Annotated in this window: 15 protein-coding genes; 5 read left to right on the forward strand and 10 right to left on the reverse strand. The window is 65.5% G+C overall.

What is annotated here, in order from left to right:
- Both AB0M15_RS41560 and trxA read left to right on the forward strand, forming a co-directional pair.
- A partial coding sequence (locus tag AB0M15_RS41560) for an FAD-dependent oxidoreductase (RefSeq protein ID WP_363832843.1) occupies positions 1-332 on the forward strand: 332 nt, incomplete at its 5' end.
- 11 nt (positions 333-343) lie between these two features.
- Positions 344-688, forward strand: coding sequence for a thioredoxin (gene trxA, locus AB0M15_RS41565; RefSeq protein WP_363832845.1), 345 nt, complete (start codon positions 344-346; stop codon positions 686-688).
- Between the two features lie 263 nt (positions 689-951).
- Here the strand turns inward: trxA and AB0M15_RS41570 are convergent, their stop codons facing one another.
- The 6 genes from AB0M15_RS41570 to AB0M15_RS41595 all read right to left on the reverse strand — a co-directional run bounded on the left by AB0M15_RS41570 (position 952) and on the right by AB0M15_RS41595 (position 6,615).
- The gene (locus AB0M15_RS41570) at positions 952-1,389 is read right to left on the reverse strand and encodes a hypothetical protein (RefSeq protein ID WP_363832847.1); all 438 of its coding nucleotides are present in this window, start codon (positions 1,387-1,389) and stop codon (positions 952-954) included.
- A 97-nt stretch (positions 1,390-1,486) separates the two neighbouring features.
- Entirely contained in the window at positions 1,487-2,146 is a 660-nt protein-coding gene (locus tag AB0M15_RS41575) for a zf-HC2 domain-containing protein (protein WP_363832850.1), read from the reverse strand.
- Positions 2,143-2,700 (reverse strand): sigma-70 family RNA polymerase sigma factor, encoded by a 558-nt coding sequence (locus AB0M15_RS41580; protein ID WP_363832852.1) that lies wholly within the window; start codon positions 2,698-2,700, stop codon positions 2,143-2,145. Before AB0M15_RS41580 ends, AB0M15_RS41575 begins: the two co-directional genes overlap by 4 nt.
- A 55-nt stretch (positions 2,701-2,755) precedes the next feature.
- Entirely contained in the window at positions 2,756-3,634 is an 879-nt protein-coding gene (locus AB0M15_RS41585; RefSeq protein WP_363832853.1) for a DUF4394 domain-containing protein, read from the reverse strand.
- 81 nt (positions 3,635-3,715) lie between these two features.
- Positions 3,716-4,951 (reverse strand): Nramp family divalent metal transporter, encoded by a 1,236-nt coding sequence (locus tag AB0M15_RS41590; RefSeq protein ID WP_363832855.1) that lies wholly within the window; start codon positions 4,949-4,951, stop codon positions 3,716-3,718.
- Positions 4,952-5,499: 548 nt separating this feature from the next.
- A complete protein-coding gene (locus AB0M15_RS41595; RefSeq protein WP_363832857.1) occupies positions 5,500-6,615 on the reverse strand; it encodes a HoxN/HupN/NixA family nickel/cobalt transporter in 1,116 nt (371 codons plus the stop codon).
- A 382-nt stretch (positions 6,616-6,997) separates the two neighbouring features.
- On the opposite strand from AB0M15_RS41595, the gene AB0M15_RS41600 reads away from it, so the two are divergent.
- The 3 genes from AB0M15_RS41600 (at position 6,998) to AB0M15_RS41610 (ending at position 9,702) form a co-directional block, all read left to right on the forward strand.
- On the forward strand, positions 6,998-7,957 hold the full coding sequence (locus AB0M15_RS41600) for a ferritin-like domain-containing protein (RefSeq protein ID WP_363832858.1): 960 nt from the start codon (positions 6,998-7,000) through the stop codon (positions 7,955-7,957).
- A gap of 181 nt (positions 7,958-8,138) precedes the next feature.
- The gene (locus AB0M15_RS41605) at positions 8,139-9,065 is read left to right on the forward strand and encodes a ferritin-like domain-containing protein (RefSeq protein WP_363832860.1); all 927 of its coding nucleotides are present in this window, start codon (positions 8,139-8,141) and stop codon (positions 9,063-9,065) included.
- 91 nt (positions 9,066-9,156) lie between these two features.
- Positions 9,157-9,702 (forward strand): 2'-5' RNA ligase family protein, encoded by a 546-nt coding sequence (locus AB0M15_RS41610; RefSeq protein WP_363832861.1) that lies wholly within the window; start codon positions 9,157-9,159, stop codon positions 9,700-9,702.
- A gap of 306 nt (positions 9,703-10,008) precedes the next feature.
- Here the strand turns inward: AB0M15_RS41610 and AB0M15_RS41615 are convergent, their stop codons facing one another.
- The 4 genes from AB0M15_RS41615 to AB0M15_RS41630 are packed head-to-tail and all read right to left on the reverse strand — an operon-like array spanning position 10,009 to position 15,011.
- Entirely contained in the window at positions 10,009-10,395 is a 387-nt protein-coding gene (locus AB0M15_RS41615; protein WP_363832863.1) for a hypothetical protein, read from the reverse strand.
- Positions 10,392-12,197 (reverse strand): TraM recognition domain-containing protein, encoded by a 1,806-nt coding sequence (locus tag AB0M15_RS41620; RefSeq protein WP_363832866.1) that lies wholly within the window; start codon positions 12,195-12,197, stop codon positions 10,392-10,394. Before AB0M15_RS41620 ends, AB0M15_RS41615 begins: the two co-directional genes overlap by 4 nt.
- Positions 12,154-13,587 carry an ATP-binding protein gene (locus AB0M15_RS41625; RefSeq protein ID WP_363832867.1) on the reverse strand — a complete coding sequence of 478 codons (1,434 nt, stop codon included), beginning with the start codon at positions 13,585-13,587 and terminating at the stop codon, positions 12,154-12,156. The genes AB0M15_RS41620 and AB0M15_RS41625 overlap by 44 nt, the downstream gene beginning before the upstream one ends.
- On the reverse strand, positions 13,584-15,011 hold the full coding sequence (locus tag AB0M15_RS41630; RefSeq protein WP_363832869.1) for an SCO6880 family protein: 1,428 nt from the start codon (positions 15,009-15,011) through the stop codon (positions 13,584-13,586). The genes AB0M15_RS41625 and AB0M15_RS41630 overlap by 4 nt, the downstream gene beginning before the upstream one ends.
- Positions 15,012-15,696: the final 685 nt, after the last annotated feature.

Consider the following 15,696-nt stretch of genomic DNA (forward strand, 5'->3'; position numbering starts at 1 on the left):
GCATCGTGCTGCGTGACACCGTCAACGGTGACACCCGCGAGCTGCCGGTGACCGGACTGTTCATCGCGATCGGCCACGACCCGCGCTCGGAACTGGTCAAGGGCCAGGTGCACCTGGACGAGGACGGCTACGTACTGGTCCAGCCCGACAGCACCCGGACCAACCTGCCCGGCGTGTTCGCCGCCGGCGACCTGGTCGACCACACCTACCGCCAAGCCATCACGGCCGCCGGCACCGGCTGTTCCGCAGCCCTGGACGCCGAGCGCTTCCTGTCTGCCCTCGAGTACGACGCCACAACCACTGAGCCCATTTCCTGCCTGACCCGAACCTAAAGGACCTGATCATGAGCGACAAGATGAACGACATCACCGACGCCGAGTTCGACGCGACCGTGATGGCCAGCGACACACCCGTCATCGTCGACTTCTGGGCCGAATGGTGCGGCCCCTGCAAACAGGTCACGCCGATCCTCGAGGCGCTGGCCGAAGAGCACGGCGAAAGGCTGACCTTCCTGAAGCTGAACATCGACGAGAATCCAGAGACTCCCGGCAAGTACGGCGTGATCAGCATCCCCACGATCAACGTCTACGTGAACGGCGAAGTGGTCAAGTCTATCGTCGGCGCCAAGCCCAAGGCGGCCCTCCTCAAAGACCTCGCCCCGTTCGCCGACCTCGATACCAATAAATAAAGCGTTTGACCCATCCGGCCTCACGGACGCTCCGAAGTAGAGATGTAAGCAAACCCCTCCCCCAGCTTCAAGGAGACACCATGGACTACCACAGCGGCCTCAACATCGTCATCGGCCTCTACGTCGAGTTCAGCTCGCGCTGGAGCGGCCACGGCGGTTGGAGCCACGGCCTGCTGGGCCTGTTCAACTGATCTGACGCACGCCATGGTCCGCCGCGGACGAGCGCGGCGGACCATGGCGTGCAACTTGGAGTTGCCGAGTGGCTATTCGGATGTGGCGGTGTGCTGACGTAGGCCTGAACACAGCAACTGCGCCGCATCAGCCGCGGGCAGGCGCAAGACGTCGGCAACCTGTCGATAGGTCAACTGGCCGCACTGAGTCAATGCCAATGCAACTCGCTGCTGATACAGGACAGTCGTCTCGTCCGCACGCGAGCACCGTCGATGAACACGACGAGCAAGCTCGCGCCTCACCTCCGCCGCAGGCAACGGAATCGCCTCTGCCGTCGCGGGAAAAGCGGCAGAGATCACCTCGACCACCGCCGCTTCGGCCGGCGCCTGATCGCGCATCATCACGGTCGCCAGGGCGAACAACGCCCCGCCGTGATCTTCGCAAACCCGCACCGCTGCCGGCTCCGGCGCAACTCGGTCGTACTTCACTTTGGCCCGACTTATCTGGCCGCGTACCTGCGTCTTGAGCATGAGCCCCTGACTCCTTCAAGCGCGAGCGACGGAGAACACTCCGCACTGACAGTACAACAGCGACTACAAGCTGCCACCTCGGGGTCGCCTGCTCTGCTCAGACCAGTCCTCTGAGGACAACGTGGTCTGCCTCATCGATGACCTCGAAGGCCTTCGCGTCGGAACGGAGTACGGACGAGTTCAGATTGCAGGACATCCGCTTGGCACCGGTACCGATGAACTCTCCCGCCGGCGCCATCCGGCCGGCAGTGTCGAGCACAACCACGTGGTACTTCTTTCCGGCCTCGTACCCCGTGCCGACCAGCTTGATCTCCATCCCCCACGTGTGGGGAACGACATCTGCAGTCGACTGCACGCCGGCTGCCAGCGCGGTCACCTGTACTGGCTCGAGCGGGATCTTCGGCGGGTCGGGCGCCAGCGCGTAGCCCAGTCCGGTACCGGCGCCCCCGATCACCAGTGCAGCGGCGGCGGCCAGCAGCCACCTGCCCTTCGGCCGGATCCGTCGAGGTTCGGCTTTGATCGCCGCGAGGATGGACTCTTCCAGCCAGTCCGGCGGAGCCACTGGCGTCTGCTCGAGGCGATCGGGGTTCACCAGCTTGAGCGGCGCGGCCAGCGGCGCGATCGCAGCCAGCTCGGCACGGCAGTCGGCGCAACCATCGAGATGGGCGTGAAGCCCGGCTGCCTGGACAGCCTCCAGCTGGCCCAGGGCGTAGCTCCCGAGCAGCTCCCGCAGCCGGCGATGCTCCTCGGTGCTCACAGTTCCACTCCCATCTCGTCCATCGCCAGTCGCAGCGCCTTGAGCCCGTAGAAGACTCTGCTGCGTAGTGTCCCGACCGGAATCCCTTGCTCTGCGGCGACCTCGTCGTACGGACGGCCGCGCAGGTAGGTCTCCACCAGCGCCGAGCGGGCCTCGGGTCTGATCCGTCGCAACGCCTCCTCCACTAGCCAGCTCAAGACCGCGTGATCGTCGGCGTTGTCCGTCACCGGGCCAAGTTCGGTCAGCAATTCAGGCGGCTGCGGCGATGCCGGCCGTGCGGCCTTGCGACGCGACTCGTCGATCACCAGGTTGCGAGCGATCGCGAAGAGCCAGACGCGCAGGCTCGCAAGGGACGGGTCGAACCGATCAGCGGCCCGCCAGGCACGGACGAAGGTCTCCTGTACGACGTCCCTGGCCGCTCCCTCGTCGTCGAGCTGGCGCAACGCGAAGCGGTAGAGCTCAGCGCCGTGTTCGGCGTACGCGGCCCGGATCCCGTCGTCCGCACTGAGATCGTGATCGGTTCGCAGACCGTGCTGGCGAGGTGGCGATGGCACTGGCGAGTCCTCTCAGGACGCGGGCCGCCGGAGTCGATCCGGCGGCCCGTGGGCGTCAGCGAGCGGCGTAGGCGAGGCCGACAACCTCACCCAGCCCGAGCGCTAGGAGCGGGGTGGTGCGGCCGGTGCGCAGGTCGACCCGAACCAGCTTCGAGGCATTGAACAGGCTGTAGTCGCCCTGGACGGCGGCGATCGCGTCGTAGTCGCGGGCGTCGTACGAGCCGGCCACGCGTCCCTTGCCGCTGATGTCGAAGCCGTTCACAGCCGAGATGTTCGTACCGAGCCGGCCGACGGTGAAAAGCTGCCCGGCGTTCGGGGAGACGGCCGGCGTCGTCCCCGGCAGCGTGCCCTGGGTGACCAGGGAATCCCGGCGGGCGTCGAGACCGTACAGGCCGGTGGTCGTGGCGCCCGCGAAACTGTCCGTGTACGCCGCGGCCGCGACCTTCGGTCCAGAGCCACCCTCCGCATAGGCCAGCGAAGTATCGACCGCGGCGACTGCGCCCGTGTCGGGGTGCAGCCGCAGGTTGCGGCCGCTGCTCGAGACCACCCTGATCCGGTCCACGGTCGGGTTGAAGTCGAATCCAACGGCGGTACCAACCACTCCGGCCGCCGCCGTACCGACAGCCGAGGCGCGTCCTGACCTGACGTCCAGCGTGTACAGCTGGCCGGACTTGGCGATCGCGTAGAGCTGACCGGTAGCGGGACGAACGTCGATGCCGACCAGCCGATCGTGAGCGTTGAGGCCCCGGACCTTGACCCGATGTTCGGAGAGCAGCGGCCGGTGCGAGTCCCTGACGCTCAGCGTGCCGTTGCTTTCGAGTAGGTAGATGTCGGGAGCCGCGCTGCGACTCGTCGCAGATGCGGACGGTACTGCGGTCAGACCTGCAGCGAGCATGGTGCCGAGAGCAACAGCGGCGGCCAGCGATCTCTTCATGACGAGCTCCTCGAATCGACGGATGATGCGAGTGAGTACGGGCTCGCCGGACTCCGCGTTCAAAGCACGGCGAAGTTTCTTTCAGCCGCGGAGCGTGAGGACGATCAGCACGACATTCAGTGTGGTGATCGCCGTCGCGACCAGACAGGCGAGCGCCGTGGTCTGCCAGCGATTGACGAACTCCCCCATCACCTTGCGCGACGCGGTGAGCCGGACCAGAGGCCAGAGCGCACAGGGAATACCGAAACTCAGGACTACCTGGGAGACCACCAGCGCGCGGCTCGGGTCGATGCCGAGGGCAAGGATCACGAGCGCGGGTAGCAAGGTGATCAGTCGGCGGGCGCCGAGCGGGACGTGCCGCTTCCAGAAGCCCTCGAGGATGACTGACCCGGCGTACGTACCGACCGACGAGGAAGCGAAACCGGAAGCCAGCAGCGCGAGCGCGAACAGCAGAGCCGGCATCCGGCCCAGGTTTTCACCGAACGCCTGATGTGCCGCGTCGAGCGTGTCCGCACCTGATCCCCTGAGTGCGGCGGCGGCGACCACGACCATGGCGAGGTTCACCGCGCCGGCCAGCGCCATCGCGATCCCGACATCCAGCCTCGTCGCCTTGAGCACCTGCAACTTGCCGACCATCGATTTGAGCGTCTTGCCATGCCGGTCCGTGACGAGCGCGCCGTGCAACCAGATCGCGTGCGGCATCACCGTCGCGCCGAGCATCCCGGCGGCCAGTACGAGCGAGTCGGTGCCATCAAGCCGTGGTACCAGGCCTCCAATCACCGCTCGGCCGGATGGATGCGACTGGATCGTCGACACCACGAACCCGGTCAGTACTACCGCCAGCAGCCCCACGATCGCCGCCTCGAACGGCCGTTGCCCACGCCTGGACTGGTACATCAGCAACGCGAACGACACCAGCCCCGTGACAGCACCACCGAGCAGCAGCGGAATCCCGAACAGCAGGTTCAACGCGATCGCCCCACCGACCACCTCGGCCAGATCGGTCGCGATCGCCACCAGCTCGGCCTGCGCCCACAAACCAGTCGAGGTCGACCGACTGAACTGCTCGCGACACAACTGCGGAAGAGTCCGCCCGGTCGCGATACTCGCCTTGGCCGCCAGATACTGAACCAGTACCGCCATCAGGTTGGCCCCGACGACCACCCAGCACAACAGATAGCCGTACGTCGTACCGGCAGCGATGTTCGTCGCGAAGTTCCCCGGGTCGACATAGGCCACCGCGGCAACAAACGCGGGCCCGAGCAGCAACAACCCCGATCGGTTCAGCTGACGTTTCAGTGGAGCCGGTGCATACATGCGCCAGCCTCTCGCTCGACGGCACGGTCCTGAACCATTCGGAGCCACCCGGGCCGCAGATGGCCTCCGACCGACTTCTGAGTTCAGGCGACGCTGGTGCAGTTCGTAGCCGAAGCAGCCGCGGATGGGTACCCGTGACTGCCTTTCCATCCCAAGTTCAGCCCTTGCTTGCTGATAGGTCGCTGACCGGACCGGACCGTGAGGCTGGGCGTCAGCTTCGCGGCGTCACCGCGAAGGAGCACACGATGAACGGAATCGAAGCCATCGTCCGCTAGAGACCAAGGTCAGGTGGCGCCCCACGCGCATGGGACGCCACCTGTTCTCAGGCGTGGACGCAGCGGCTGGGTACACGCCGCCGGCGAGCAGCCCAAGTGATGCCCCAGTGGGGATCGTCAGGCCACCGAGGCACCATCGACCCTCCGGCCGACCTCGGTACTTCGCCACTGATCCGGAACCGGATGGGTGGCCAACGCGATTGATCTGCGCCAGTTAGGGGCTATTGGCAACTGCTCGTAACAGACCGCGCACGGCTCTCTGATCAAGCGCCCTCAGTCGGTTGGACCGAGACGTGCGGTCCACTTCTGTTCGATCCGACCGTATTTCCAGACACCGAGGGCGAGCACCCAGGTGGCGACGAACAAGGCGACGATGCCGTAACCGACATAGTTCAGGTCGACGTCAGCGATCGCAGCCAACGGACCCGTGCTGATGCCGAGCTTGTCTGTGAGGATCGAGATCAGCTCGATGCTGCCGATCACAAGTGCGACTGCGACGGACAGGCCGGTGATGGTGATGTTGTAGTAGACCTTGCGGACCGGTTTTGAGAATGCCCAGCCGTAGGCGAAGTTCATGAAGCACCCATCGACGGTGTCGAGCAGGCTCATTCCTGCGGCAAAGAGGATCGGCAGCGTCAGCACGGCGTACCAGGGCAGACTGAACGCGGCCGCACCACCGGCCAGGACGAGCAGGCTGACCTCGGTCGCGGTGTCGAAGCCCAGTCCGAAGAGCAACCCGATCGGATACATCTGCCACGGCTTCGTGACCGATTTCGTGGCGCCCGACAGGATCCGGTTCATGAAGCCACGCTTGTTCAGCTGGTCCTCGAGGGCGGCCTCGTCGAGGTCGCCGTGCCGCATCCGGCGGAACACCTTCACGATTCCGACCAGGAGGACCAGGTTGATGATGGCGATGAGGTAGAGGAAGACACCCGAAACCGCCGTGCCGATGACGCCGGTCGCCTGCTGAAGCGCGGACGAGCCGTTCTCGACCTGACCCGCCAGCGCCTTGGCTCCGGCGCCGAGCAAGAAGCACAACACGAAGACAATCGTCGAATGCCCAAGAGAGAACCAGAACCCAACCGACACCGGTCGCTGCCCGTCAGCCATCAGCTTTCGGGTCGTGTTGTCGATTGCCGCGATGTGGTCGGCATCGAACGCATGCCGCATCCCCAACGTGTACGCAGTCACACCGAGCCCGACACCGAACACGCCCGCAGTACCCAGGTCGTAGTGCCTAGGAGCGATCAGCAGTAGTAGGACGCCCCAACCGATGATGTGCAGTGCTGCGATGAACGCCGCCATCCCGGCGATCGACGCCCACTCCCGGCGCGACAGCGCGGCGACGAGCCGGCGTGAACGGCTGGTGACGGAAACAGTGCTGGACATCATTGGCTCCCCTGGCGAAGACGGCAAGGCGATATTCGGAGCCCACGCCCGGCCGGATCGGTCCCCGCCAATGAATCGCCGACTCGAAACTGGGCGTGAAAAGACCCACCAGCGCTCCGGGGATTGGCTGGTGGGTCTTGAGGCCGCGGACTGGACCCCGGCCTTCAGCTACATCGTGCTGTGAGCGGTGACTGTTACATCCTCCCGGCTGTCATTCGACACGCGTTCATCCAGATCGCACGCGACACGCGGTCTGGACCGATCCGGTGGGGGCGTCGTACCGAAGCAGGTTCGGATGGCTGGTCGCCGCCAACCGCTCTTGAGACGACTCGCTGTGCCCGCCCGGCCGTCTGGCCGGGCGGAACTCGACTCTGGAGTAGAGATGTTCGACAAGCTCTTCATCCGCAACGCGATCGATCGGAGCGCCGAGAACGGCGTCGACCGGCGGAAGTTCCTCCGCGCCGCCGGGGTCACCGGTGTCGGTGCAGGCCTGGTCGGCGGCGGTCTGCTCGCCGGCGGCGTCTTCAGTTCCGCCACCGCGGACACCGACGGCCTCAGCCACGACAGCGCCAAGCCGAGCGACGGCGCGGTACTGAACTTCGCGCTCAACCTGGAATACCTCGAGGCCGAGTTCTACCTGCGCGCGGTCCGCGGCTTTGGCCTGTCCGCGACAGATGTCTACGGCAAGGGCAGGCTCGGTGGCGTCCGGGGCGGTCGCAAGGTCAAGTTCCAGTCCAAGGTCGTCAAGGCCTACGCCGACGAGATCGCCGCTGACGAACTCGCCCACGTGAAGTTCCTGCGCAAGGCCCTCGGTACTGCGGCAGTGGCGCGCCCGTCGATCGACATCGACGCCGCGTTCACCTCGGCCGCGCTGGCGGCCGGGCTGATCAAGCCCGGGCAGAAGTTCGACGCCTACGCGAACGAGAACAACTTCCTGCTCGCGGCCTACGTCTTCGAGGACGTCGGCGTCACTGCCTACAAGGGCGCCGCACCGCTGATCAGCAACAAGACCTACCTGGAGGCCGCCGCCGGCATCCTCGCGGTCGAGGCGTATCACGCGGCCAACATCCGTACGACGCTGGTCGCGCGCGGCCTGCAGGTACCGTCGGTCGCGATCTCCAACGCCCGCGACAGCCTCGACGGTAAGGCCGACCTCGACCAGGGCACGACGTACCGGGGCAAGACCAACATCATCCCGACCGACGCCAACGGCATCGCCTTCAGCCGCGGCGCAGATCAGGTCCTCAACGTCGTCTACCTGACGCCCAAGAAGGCCACCAAGGGAGGGTTCTTCCCGGCCGGCGTGAACGGCCAGATCAACACAAGTCGCGCCAACGCCTGACCTGAGACTCCGAGAGCCGGCCGCACGGGCGGCCGGCTCTCGTCTTGCCTGTGACCCATCCGACACATTCCCCGCTCCGAACCCCGCTCCGCTGATCGCCGCTTCTGCCACCGATCGGCACTTGGGAGGCACCTGTCCGGGACTCCGGCCGGGTGACATCGAACACCGGGAGTGAAGTCGTATGTTCGACAAACTGTTCGTCCGCCAGGCCATCGATCGCAGCGCCGAGAACGGGCTCGACCGGCGCAGGTTCCTGCACTCCGCAGGCGTGGCCGGCCTGGGGGTAGCCGCCGCGGGCGCCATCTCGACCGGTCTGATCAGTGAGGCCTCGGCCGCCGGTCCCAGCGACGGCGCGGTCCTGAACTTCGCGCTCAACCTCGAGTACCTCGAAGCCGAGTTCTACCTGCGCGCAGTACACGGCACCGGGCTTCCGTCCACGGCGATCGACGGCAAGGGCACGCCGGGCAAGGTCTCCGGCGGCCGCAAGGTGAACTTCAAGAACAAGGTCATCCAGCAGTTCGCCACCGAGATCGCCGCCGACGAACTGGCCCACGTCAAGTTCCTCCGCGCCGCCCTGGGCAGCGCCAAGGTCGCCCGCCCGGCCATCGACATCGACGCCGCCTTCACCGCCGCCGCGACGGCAGCCGGCCTGATCAAGCCAGGCCAGAAGTTCGACGCCTACGCCAACGACGACAACTTCCTGCTCGCCGCCTTCGTCTTCGAAGACGTCGGCGTCACCGCCTACAAGGGCGCCGCTCCCCTGATCTCCAACAAGACCTACCTCGAAGCAGCAGCCGGCATCCTCGCCGTCGAGGCCTACCACGCGGCCAACATCCGTACGACGCTCCTCAACCGCGGCCTGGCAACCCCGTCCCGGGCCATCTCCGACGCCCGCGACAGCCTCGACGGCTCCACCGACCTCGACCAGGGCCTCAACCGCCTCGACACGGCGAACATCATCCCGACCGACGCCAACGGAATCGCCTTCAGCCGCTCCGCCGGTCAGGTACTGAACGTTGTCTACCTCAACCCGGCGATGGTCAAGAAGGGCGGCTTCTTCCCGAACGGCGTCAACGGCGAGATCAACACCAGCGCCAAGAGCAACTAACCCCGGCCAGTCTCGAAGGCCGCCTCTTCCGAGCAACTGGAAGAGGCGGCCGACCCGGGCCAGAAAGTCTCGTCAGCAGGAAGGACAGACAATGGGATCCTCACCTGAAACTCCGATCATCATCACCCTGCGCCTGGACGAGCACAGTACGGCGATCTTCGACGAGCTTCGCCGGCGTCACTTCCCAGCGCGCATCAATCGCGTTGAAGCGCACCTCACACTGTTTCATCGGCTACCTGACCAACAGCTGCCCAGAGTGCTCGCCGATCTGCGCGCATTGGCCCCACCACCGTTCGATCTCGCTGTCGCCAAACCGCTCCTCCTCGGAAACGGTGTGGCTCTCCAGGTGCACTCGGGGAAGCTTCTGGCCCTACATCACCTGCTGGCAGATCGCTGGCAACAGTGGCTGACTCCACAGGACCGCCAGCCGTTCCGGCCGCACATCACCGTGCAGAACAAGGTCGACCCCGCCGCGGCCCAACAGCTCCACACCGACCTCAGCCAGACGCAGTACTGGCCGTCGCCGCTGGCGACCGGCTGGTCAGTCTGGCGCTATCTAGGCGGTCCATGGGTTTCCGAAGCAGAGGTTCCATTCCCAACACGTCAACTACCGAGCGACCGAGCCGCAGTTGGGTGACCTGGGAGTCCGGAGCTCTGACAAATGGCGGCCCTGTTCGGCGAACGCCTTGAATCACGCCGGTACTCGCTCTCGATCCCCCAGACCGTCGTCTCCGGGTTGGCCTCGGTCAGCAGATCGCGGGCGGATATCACAATCCGATCTGCGCCCTGCCGGACAGGAGACCCCTGACTGTCCTACATGGATCGCCTTGGCTGATGAGGTGCAATCGCCGAAGGGCTGTTGGCCCCGGACCGGCGAAACTGCGGCGAGTAGCATGTCCCGCTCGGCTCTCTGCCCTGCTTTCCGCGCGTTCGAGCAGGCCGCCTATAGGTCGTCTGGCTCTGGCCGGTGCGTGGTGCGTGAGCAGCCGAGGTGGGAGCTCCATTCGCGGAGGCGGCGGAGGGCGTGTTCTAGGTCCCGGTGGAAGGCGAGGGGGTCAGAGGGGGCGGCGTCTTCCAGGTAGCAGGATTCCCAGAATGTGCGCAGGGCGGAGAGTTCTTCGGTGATCGCGCCGTGCTGGTGCCAGCACGGGGGGACGACTTTGTGGTCGAGGCGGTAGCGGGTGGTGAACCACTGGACCCAGTCCATAAGGCGGTCGAGTTCTTCGGTGGCGGTGACGTCGTCCAGGTCGCGCCAGCAGACGACGAAGGGATCGTCGATGGCGGCGCCTGACATCGACAGGGCGCGGATCAGATCGTCTTGAGAGGTCATCGGGCACCTGTCGCTTGGTCGATGCTTCGTTGGATCTGGTCGGCGTCTGAACGGGCTGTCCACGGTGTCATCTCGAGGAGGATGGGTGGGGCCGTTCGAACTAGGAGAACGCCAGTGCCAAACGGGAGGGTTCTGAGAACATCGGGCGGCAGGATCGGGATTCGGCGGGTGCTGGTGGAGACGGTTTTGGCTCCGTCGCTGCCGCGGCTCCAGTTGCGGATTTCTTCGTCGCGTTCGCCGCAGACGGCCGCGAGGTCTTGAAGGTCGCGGGGTTGGGCTGAGCCGCCGAGGATCAGGCGGAGGGTGGCTGCGTCCCACATGGCGGCTGCGGCTTGTTCGCCCCAGCGGTCTCTTGCTTGGGCGAGGGATTGGATGACAACGAGAGTGGAGATTCCAGAGCCACCACCGTCTGCCATCAGCGCCGGCAGTGACGGTACGGCGCAGAGGTTGGCGATCTCATCGAGGATCATGCTCAGCGGCGGTTCTAGGCGGCCGCCTAGGTTGCCGGCGGCGATTTGGCGGGCGGACTCGGTGATGTCCTCAAGCAAGGCGGCGATGAAGGATGATGTGGCGCTGGCGCCGACTCCGGTTCCGAGGAGGTAGATGGTTCCGCGGTCGCGCAGGAAGGATGCTGGGTCTAGGCCTTCGCCAGGCGGTGGATCGAAGGCTTTGCGCACCGCGGGATCGGCCAAAGCGGACAGAGCCGAGCGAACGCCGGCCCAGATGGCGTCACGTGTTCGGCTGTCCATCCGGACGATGCCGTCGAGAGTGTCGCCCCATCCTTCGGCCGCATTCTCCGACCTGTTGAGGATGGCGACGGCTTCGATTGCCGACGCAGGTTCGAGACTCCAGCGGTACAGCTGGGCTATCCCGGATTCGTCGATGGCGGCAGCGTGCAGGAGACCTCGCAAAGCCATCTCGGTTTGGCCGTGCCAGAAGGCGCCATCGGAGACGCCGCCTTTGTTGAAGCCTGCGCCGGCGGCGAGGCCACTGGCTCGGACGATTGCAGTCGTCGGGTTCTCGCAGCCGCGGATTGGTGACCAGCGGATGCCTTCCATCGAGCCGAGTGCTTGGGGGTCGAAGATCGCGACCGGGCCTGTGTTGCGTCGTAGGCCGATCGTTGCCACCAGGTTGTCAGGACGGGTGGACGTTGTGACGACGGCTCCCGGGGCGTCGATGATTGATCCGATCACCTGGTGCAGACCTTTGCCCGAACGGGGCGGGCCGACATAGATGAGGGAGTCCTCGACCGATGCCCAACAGGCGACCCCTGACGACCTGCCAAGCAACAACCCAACGTCCCTGGCAGATGTGGTCGCCAGGAGCGGCCTTGCCGATCTGCCACGCCGCAGGACTTGCCGGCGACCGACGGCGAGTTGCGCGTCGGCGCGAGTGGCGAGACCAGGCCTCCGGGCCAAAGCCCTTGTACGGCTGACGATGCTTGCCATGCGGCTCAGCCACACTCGATGGACTACGAGTGCCCCACATGCTGGCAAGGCCACCAGCGTCGCAAGGACAAGCCAATAGAGCACCGGATTTAGGGCAGGTAGGCCGAAGGCAGCCCCAGGTCGGCGAGGATCGGCAAGTACTTTGAACCCCGAACTCCACGGGGCTTGTATCCATCCTCCTGTCGTCAGCCAGCAGGCGATCCCACCGGCCGTGTGGAAGACGCCGGCGAAAGCGACCAGGATCCCGAGTCCCGCCAGCAGAAGGTTAGTCATGTCCGGATGAGTTCGATTGGATGTTGGGAGCATCGCTCTACATCCGGGAGTCGGTGTCGAAGAGCTCGGCTTCGCGGGCATGCCGGACGAGTTGTACTACGAATGACCGGCTGGGCAGACGCCAGAGAGCCCGGCCCTTCGGAAGCTTGGCAATGGTCGCGATCTCGACGTCGGTGAGGCCAAGAAGTGTGGCCGTGCGCGCCAGCTGGTCGGGTTCTTGCCGGAGCATGACGCGTGTCGAGCAGTCGGCGAGCAGACCTTCTGCCCGGGCGCGCGATTCGGAGCCGGCGTCGCCCACGGCGGCTAGATCCGATAGGCGGTGCACGATCAGTACGTTGGAGACGCCCCAGGCTCGCGACAGCTTCCACTGCTCCTGCATCCGGCGAAGCAGGGCAGGGTCGCGCATCACCCGCCAGCCTTCGTCGTACACGATGAAGCGTTGCCCTCCTGATGGGTCTGCAACGGCGGCTTCCATCCATGACGAAGCGCAGGCGAGTGCCAGCCTGAGCGCATGGTCGTTGCCTCCTGAGCCGATTCGCGACGAGTCCAGGGTCACCATCGGGAGCGTCGGGTCGAACTGCGTGGTCGACGGTCCATCAAACATGCCAGCGAGGTCGCCGTGGACGAGCCGCCGGATCGCATGAGCGACCTCACGCGCGTCACCACTGAGGCTCTCAGCCTTCAATCCGTGACGTTGGGCTTGGTCACGGTCGGGATCGAACAGCGCGGTGACGACGTCAGGAATCGTCGGCGACTGCGCAGCGTTGGACGCGGTCTCGAGTGCCAAGTCGACAGAGGTGTGTTCGACGGCTGTCATCGGTCGGCCAAGGGTCGACTCGGCCAGGGTGCCGAGGAGCGCGCGGCGGCGTGACCAGATGACGCGCTGCCACTCCTCGGTACTCACGATGCTGGGGCGTTCCCCGGCATCCAACGGGTTGAGGCGGGTCGGCATTCCGGGGCCGAGCTTGATCGTCATGCCGCCGATCGCTTCGGCAACGCTCGTCCATTCCCCTTTCGGATCGCACGGCACGTAGGCGCGATGTCGAAGTGCGATCGATCGCGTGATCAGCGCCTTGGCAGTCGTGGACTTACCGCTCCCGATCACTCCGGCGATCAGCATGTTGGGATTGGTGATGACCCTGGACTGGTAGAGCACCCACGGGTCGTAGACGAAGGAGCCACCGCTGAACACGTCGGAACCGAGATACGTCCCATCCGTCCCGAGACCGCTTTCCGCGAGGAACGGATACGCGACCCGCAGGACTCGAGTCGTCGCACGGTGCGGATCGACAAGCAGTGGACGCGGACGCAGGAGGCTCGACGGTCCGCCAGCTGACTCGGTTGCATCGCCGGACACCGGTGTGGCCGCTGCCTTGCCTGCATTGATCAAGGCACGCCGGTTCGCCAGCCGCGCTCGACGACTCCCGCCGGCAGGTTCAAACCGGCCAGCGCTGCGTTCCCGCCCCGTCATCCGAGGCCGATTCCGAAGGGCAAGGCAGCCGCGATGAAGCCCTCCAGTTGCTGCCCCACCAATCGACGGAGATCTATTAGCGCCTGGGCCCCGGCGATCTCCAGCTCTGTGCACGCTTCATTGAGAACCTCGTCGGTATCAGCGGACACAACCAGCAGACCCAGCCAGCGAACGTCGCCATGTCCCGCCGCCAGGTCCTTCTCCCGCTGAATGACGTCGGCATCCACCAGGCAGTCCTCTTCCGTCTCGAGTTGACCGATCCTGGCTCGGGTCGCCCGGTCAGTGATTCGCTCGACTCGATGCCTGCGTGCGTCACGTAGCGCCTTGGAGATCGGTATCGGCTGAAGCACGAGAGAAAAGGTGCGCCTGATACCAGGCCTCAAGAGCAAAGGGCTCAAGAATGAAGGCGTGGCGCGAACCCGTGGCCACTCAGCGACTACGTACACACGGTGGAACGACGAGTCTGTCCTCAGCTGATCCCAGCCTGTCTCCACAGCCAGCGGCCCGGCGCCTGCCGGATCCAACACCTCGGTACTTGGGATCGTCCTAGTCGCCGCTGGATCGAACGCGACTCGCAGGCTCATCGCCAGCTCAGGAGCATCGAGCCAGCAGCCGGCGACGCCCGCCGCCCCGAAAGATGTCTGAAAGGCACGCGCCTCCGACTCCAGCACGGCCATCGCGCCAGACATCCCGCCGCCGTGCTTTCGGATCTCCTTCGAGACGGCGTCGAGGTTGAGCGCGAACGAGAAAAGTGTCTCGTGCTTCGCCGACGCCGGCGCAGCACGCCGCAGGAGATCTTGGTAGATCGTCCCGGCCGCCGTTCCCGGGTCGACTTGCCGCTTCTTGGCCCATTCGCCCAGCCCGTCTCCGGAGTCCGGCAAGGTCCGCTCCAGAATCTGAGCGCGACTGATCCGGCCGCTTTGACAGAGCCCAGCGATCAAGCGCCCGTACGCCGTAACCCGACGCTCCTGCTCGTCAGAGTTCTGAAGTAGGTGCGCCGGCCCCTCGATCCGCGCGACCGCTACCAATCGACGACGACGAGGATCATGAATCGCCGCGATCGACGAGCGAGCATCAATCACCTTCAACGCCGCATCCTGCCCAGGAATGTGAATCGTGCCGTGACTCCTCGGCCCCATCAGACTCGCCCGATACGACTGCCTCCCGCCGAGAGCACGTACGCCATTCAGGGCGCGGAGCATTGCCCACCGGTACGCCGGAAGCCCGTCCAGGCGCGCGACCGCACCGGCCACCGTCGCGACTGCAGCCATGAGCCCGACGGCCTTCGCACCGGGTGCCAGACCACCGAAGGCGACCAACGCCGCACACAGCACGGAGAAGGCAAGCAGGCCGATCTGAGCCGGCCGAAGTCCCAGCAGGACCGTTGTCCGTTCCCAATCGAAGGGCCGCCGCCCGCAGCGCAGGGAGGAGCCGTGGCGCCCAGGTGATAGAGATCCTCTGAGCGACCTGGCGCAGGCTCTCTCAACCTGCGATCCGCTAAGCGCCTACTCACGTCTTAACTCATCCGATTCAGCGACAGATGACCAGCAACGCTGACCATCCGTGGCAGACCCGGCGAGGCATACGCGCAGGTCACGGGGACTATCGAGTGCTTACGGTCAGTGATGACAAGTCTGGCTAACGAAAGCGGTGGTTAGGGGTTCGAGTCCCCTCGTCGGCTCTCTGACCCGCTTTGGCGGGTTCTTCGACCCACGCGTGCTCCGCAGCCGCTCCTAATGAGTGTTAGCGGGTCGCTGGTTTGGCAGACTCGGGCTGGTAAGCCGCTGGCTGGTGAGCACTGGTCGCTCCTGGACTTTGAGTTCTTGACGGAGAGCGTGCCCCTGCTGGTGACCGGGAGATGTGATCGCTGCTGGGATGTCGTGCCGGGCCCGCCGTGTGGTGGGGCGTGAGCACTGGTTCATTAGGTCGCTGACGGTTCTCCCGACCGGCTTACTGGTGGTGGAATGGTGCCGAGTTCGGGAGACGAGTGGTGAAGTTTTTTGTGGGTGATGATTGGGCCGAGGAGCATCACGATGTGGAGGTGATGGACGAGGGCGGCCAGGTACTGGCCACAGCGCGACTGCCTGAGGGGATGGCGGGGATGGCGCG

Origin of the sequence: Kribbella sp. NPDC051718 (assembly GCF_040681515.1) — a bacterium.
Taxonomy (GTDB): Bacteria; Actinomycetota; Actinomycetes; order Propionibacteriales; family Kribbellaceae; genus Kribbella.

Excerpts from the sequence above, each read along its gene's own strand:
- AB0M15_RS41615 (WP_363832863.1), bottom strand. The coding sequence starts at position 10,395 with ATGACCTCTCAAGACGATCTGATCCGCGCCCTGTCGATGTCAGGCGCC.
- AB0M15_RS41595 (WP_363832857.1), bottom strand. The coding sequence starts at position 6,615 with ATGTCCAGCACTGTTTCCGTCACCAGCCGTTCACGCCGGCTCGTCGCC.
- AB0M15_RS41625 (WP_363832867.1), bottom strand. The coding sequence starts at position 13,587 with ATGACGGGGCGGGAACGCAGCGCTGGCCGGTTTGAACCTGCCGGCGGG.
- AB0M15_RS41590 (WP_363832855.1), bottom strand. The coding sequence starts at position 4,951 with ATGTATGCACCGGCTCCACTGAAACGTCAGCTGAACCGATCGGGGTTG.
- AB0M15_RS41620 (WP_363832866.1), bottom strand. The coding sequence starts at position 12,197 with ATGCCCGCGAAGCCGAGCTCTTCGACACCGACTCCCGGATGTAGAGCG.
- AB0M15_RS41570 (WP_363832847.1), bottom strand. The coding sequence starts at position 1,389 with ATGCTCAAGACGCAGGTACGCGGCCAGATAAGTCGGGCCAAAGTGAAG.
- trxA (WP_363832845.1), top strand. The coding sequence starts at position 344 with ATGAGCGACAAGATGAACGACATCACCGACGCCGAGTTCGACGCGACC.
- AB0M15_RS41585 (WP_363832853.1), bottom strand. The coding sequence starts at position 3,634 with ATGAAGAGATCGCTGGCCGCCGCTGTTGCTCTCGGCACCATGCTCGCT.
- AB0M15_RS41610 (WP_363832861.1), top strand. The coding sequence starts at position 9,157 with ATGGGATCCTCACCTGAAACTCCGATCATCATCACCCTGCGCCTGGAC.
- AB0M15_RS41600 (WP_363832858.1), top strand. The coding sequence starts at position 6,998 with ATGTTCGACAAGCTCTTCATCCGCAACGCGATCGATCGGAGCGCCGAG.
- AB0M15_RS41605 (WP_363832860.1), top strand. The coding sequence starts at position 8,139 with ATGTTCGACAAACTGTTCGTCCGCCAGGCCATCGATCGCAGCGCCGAG.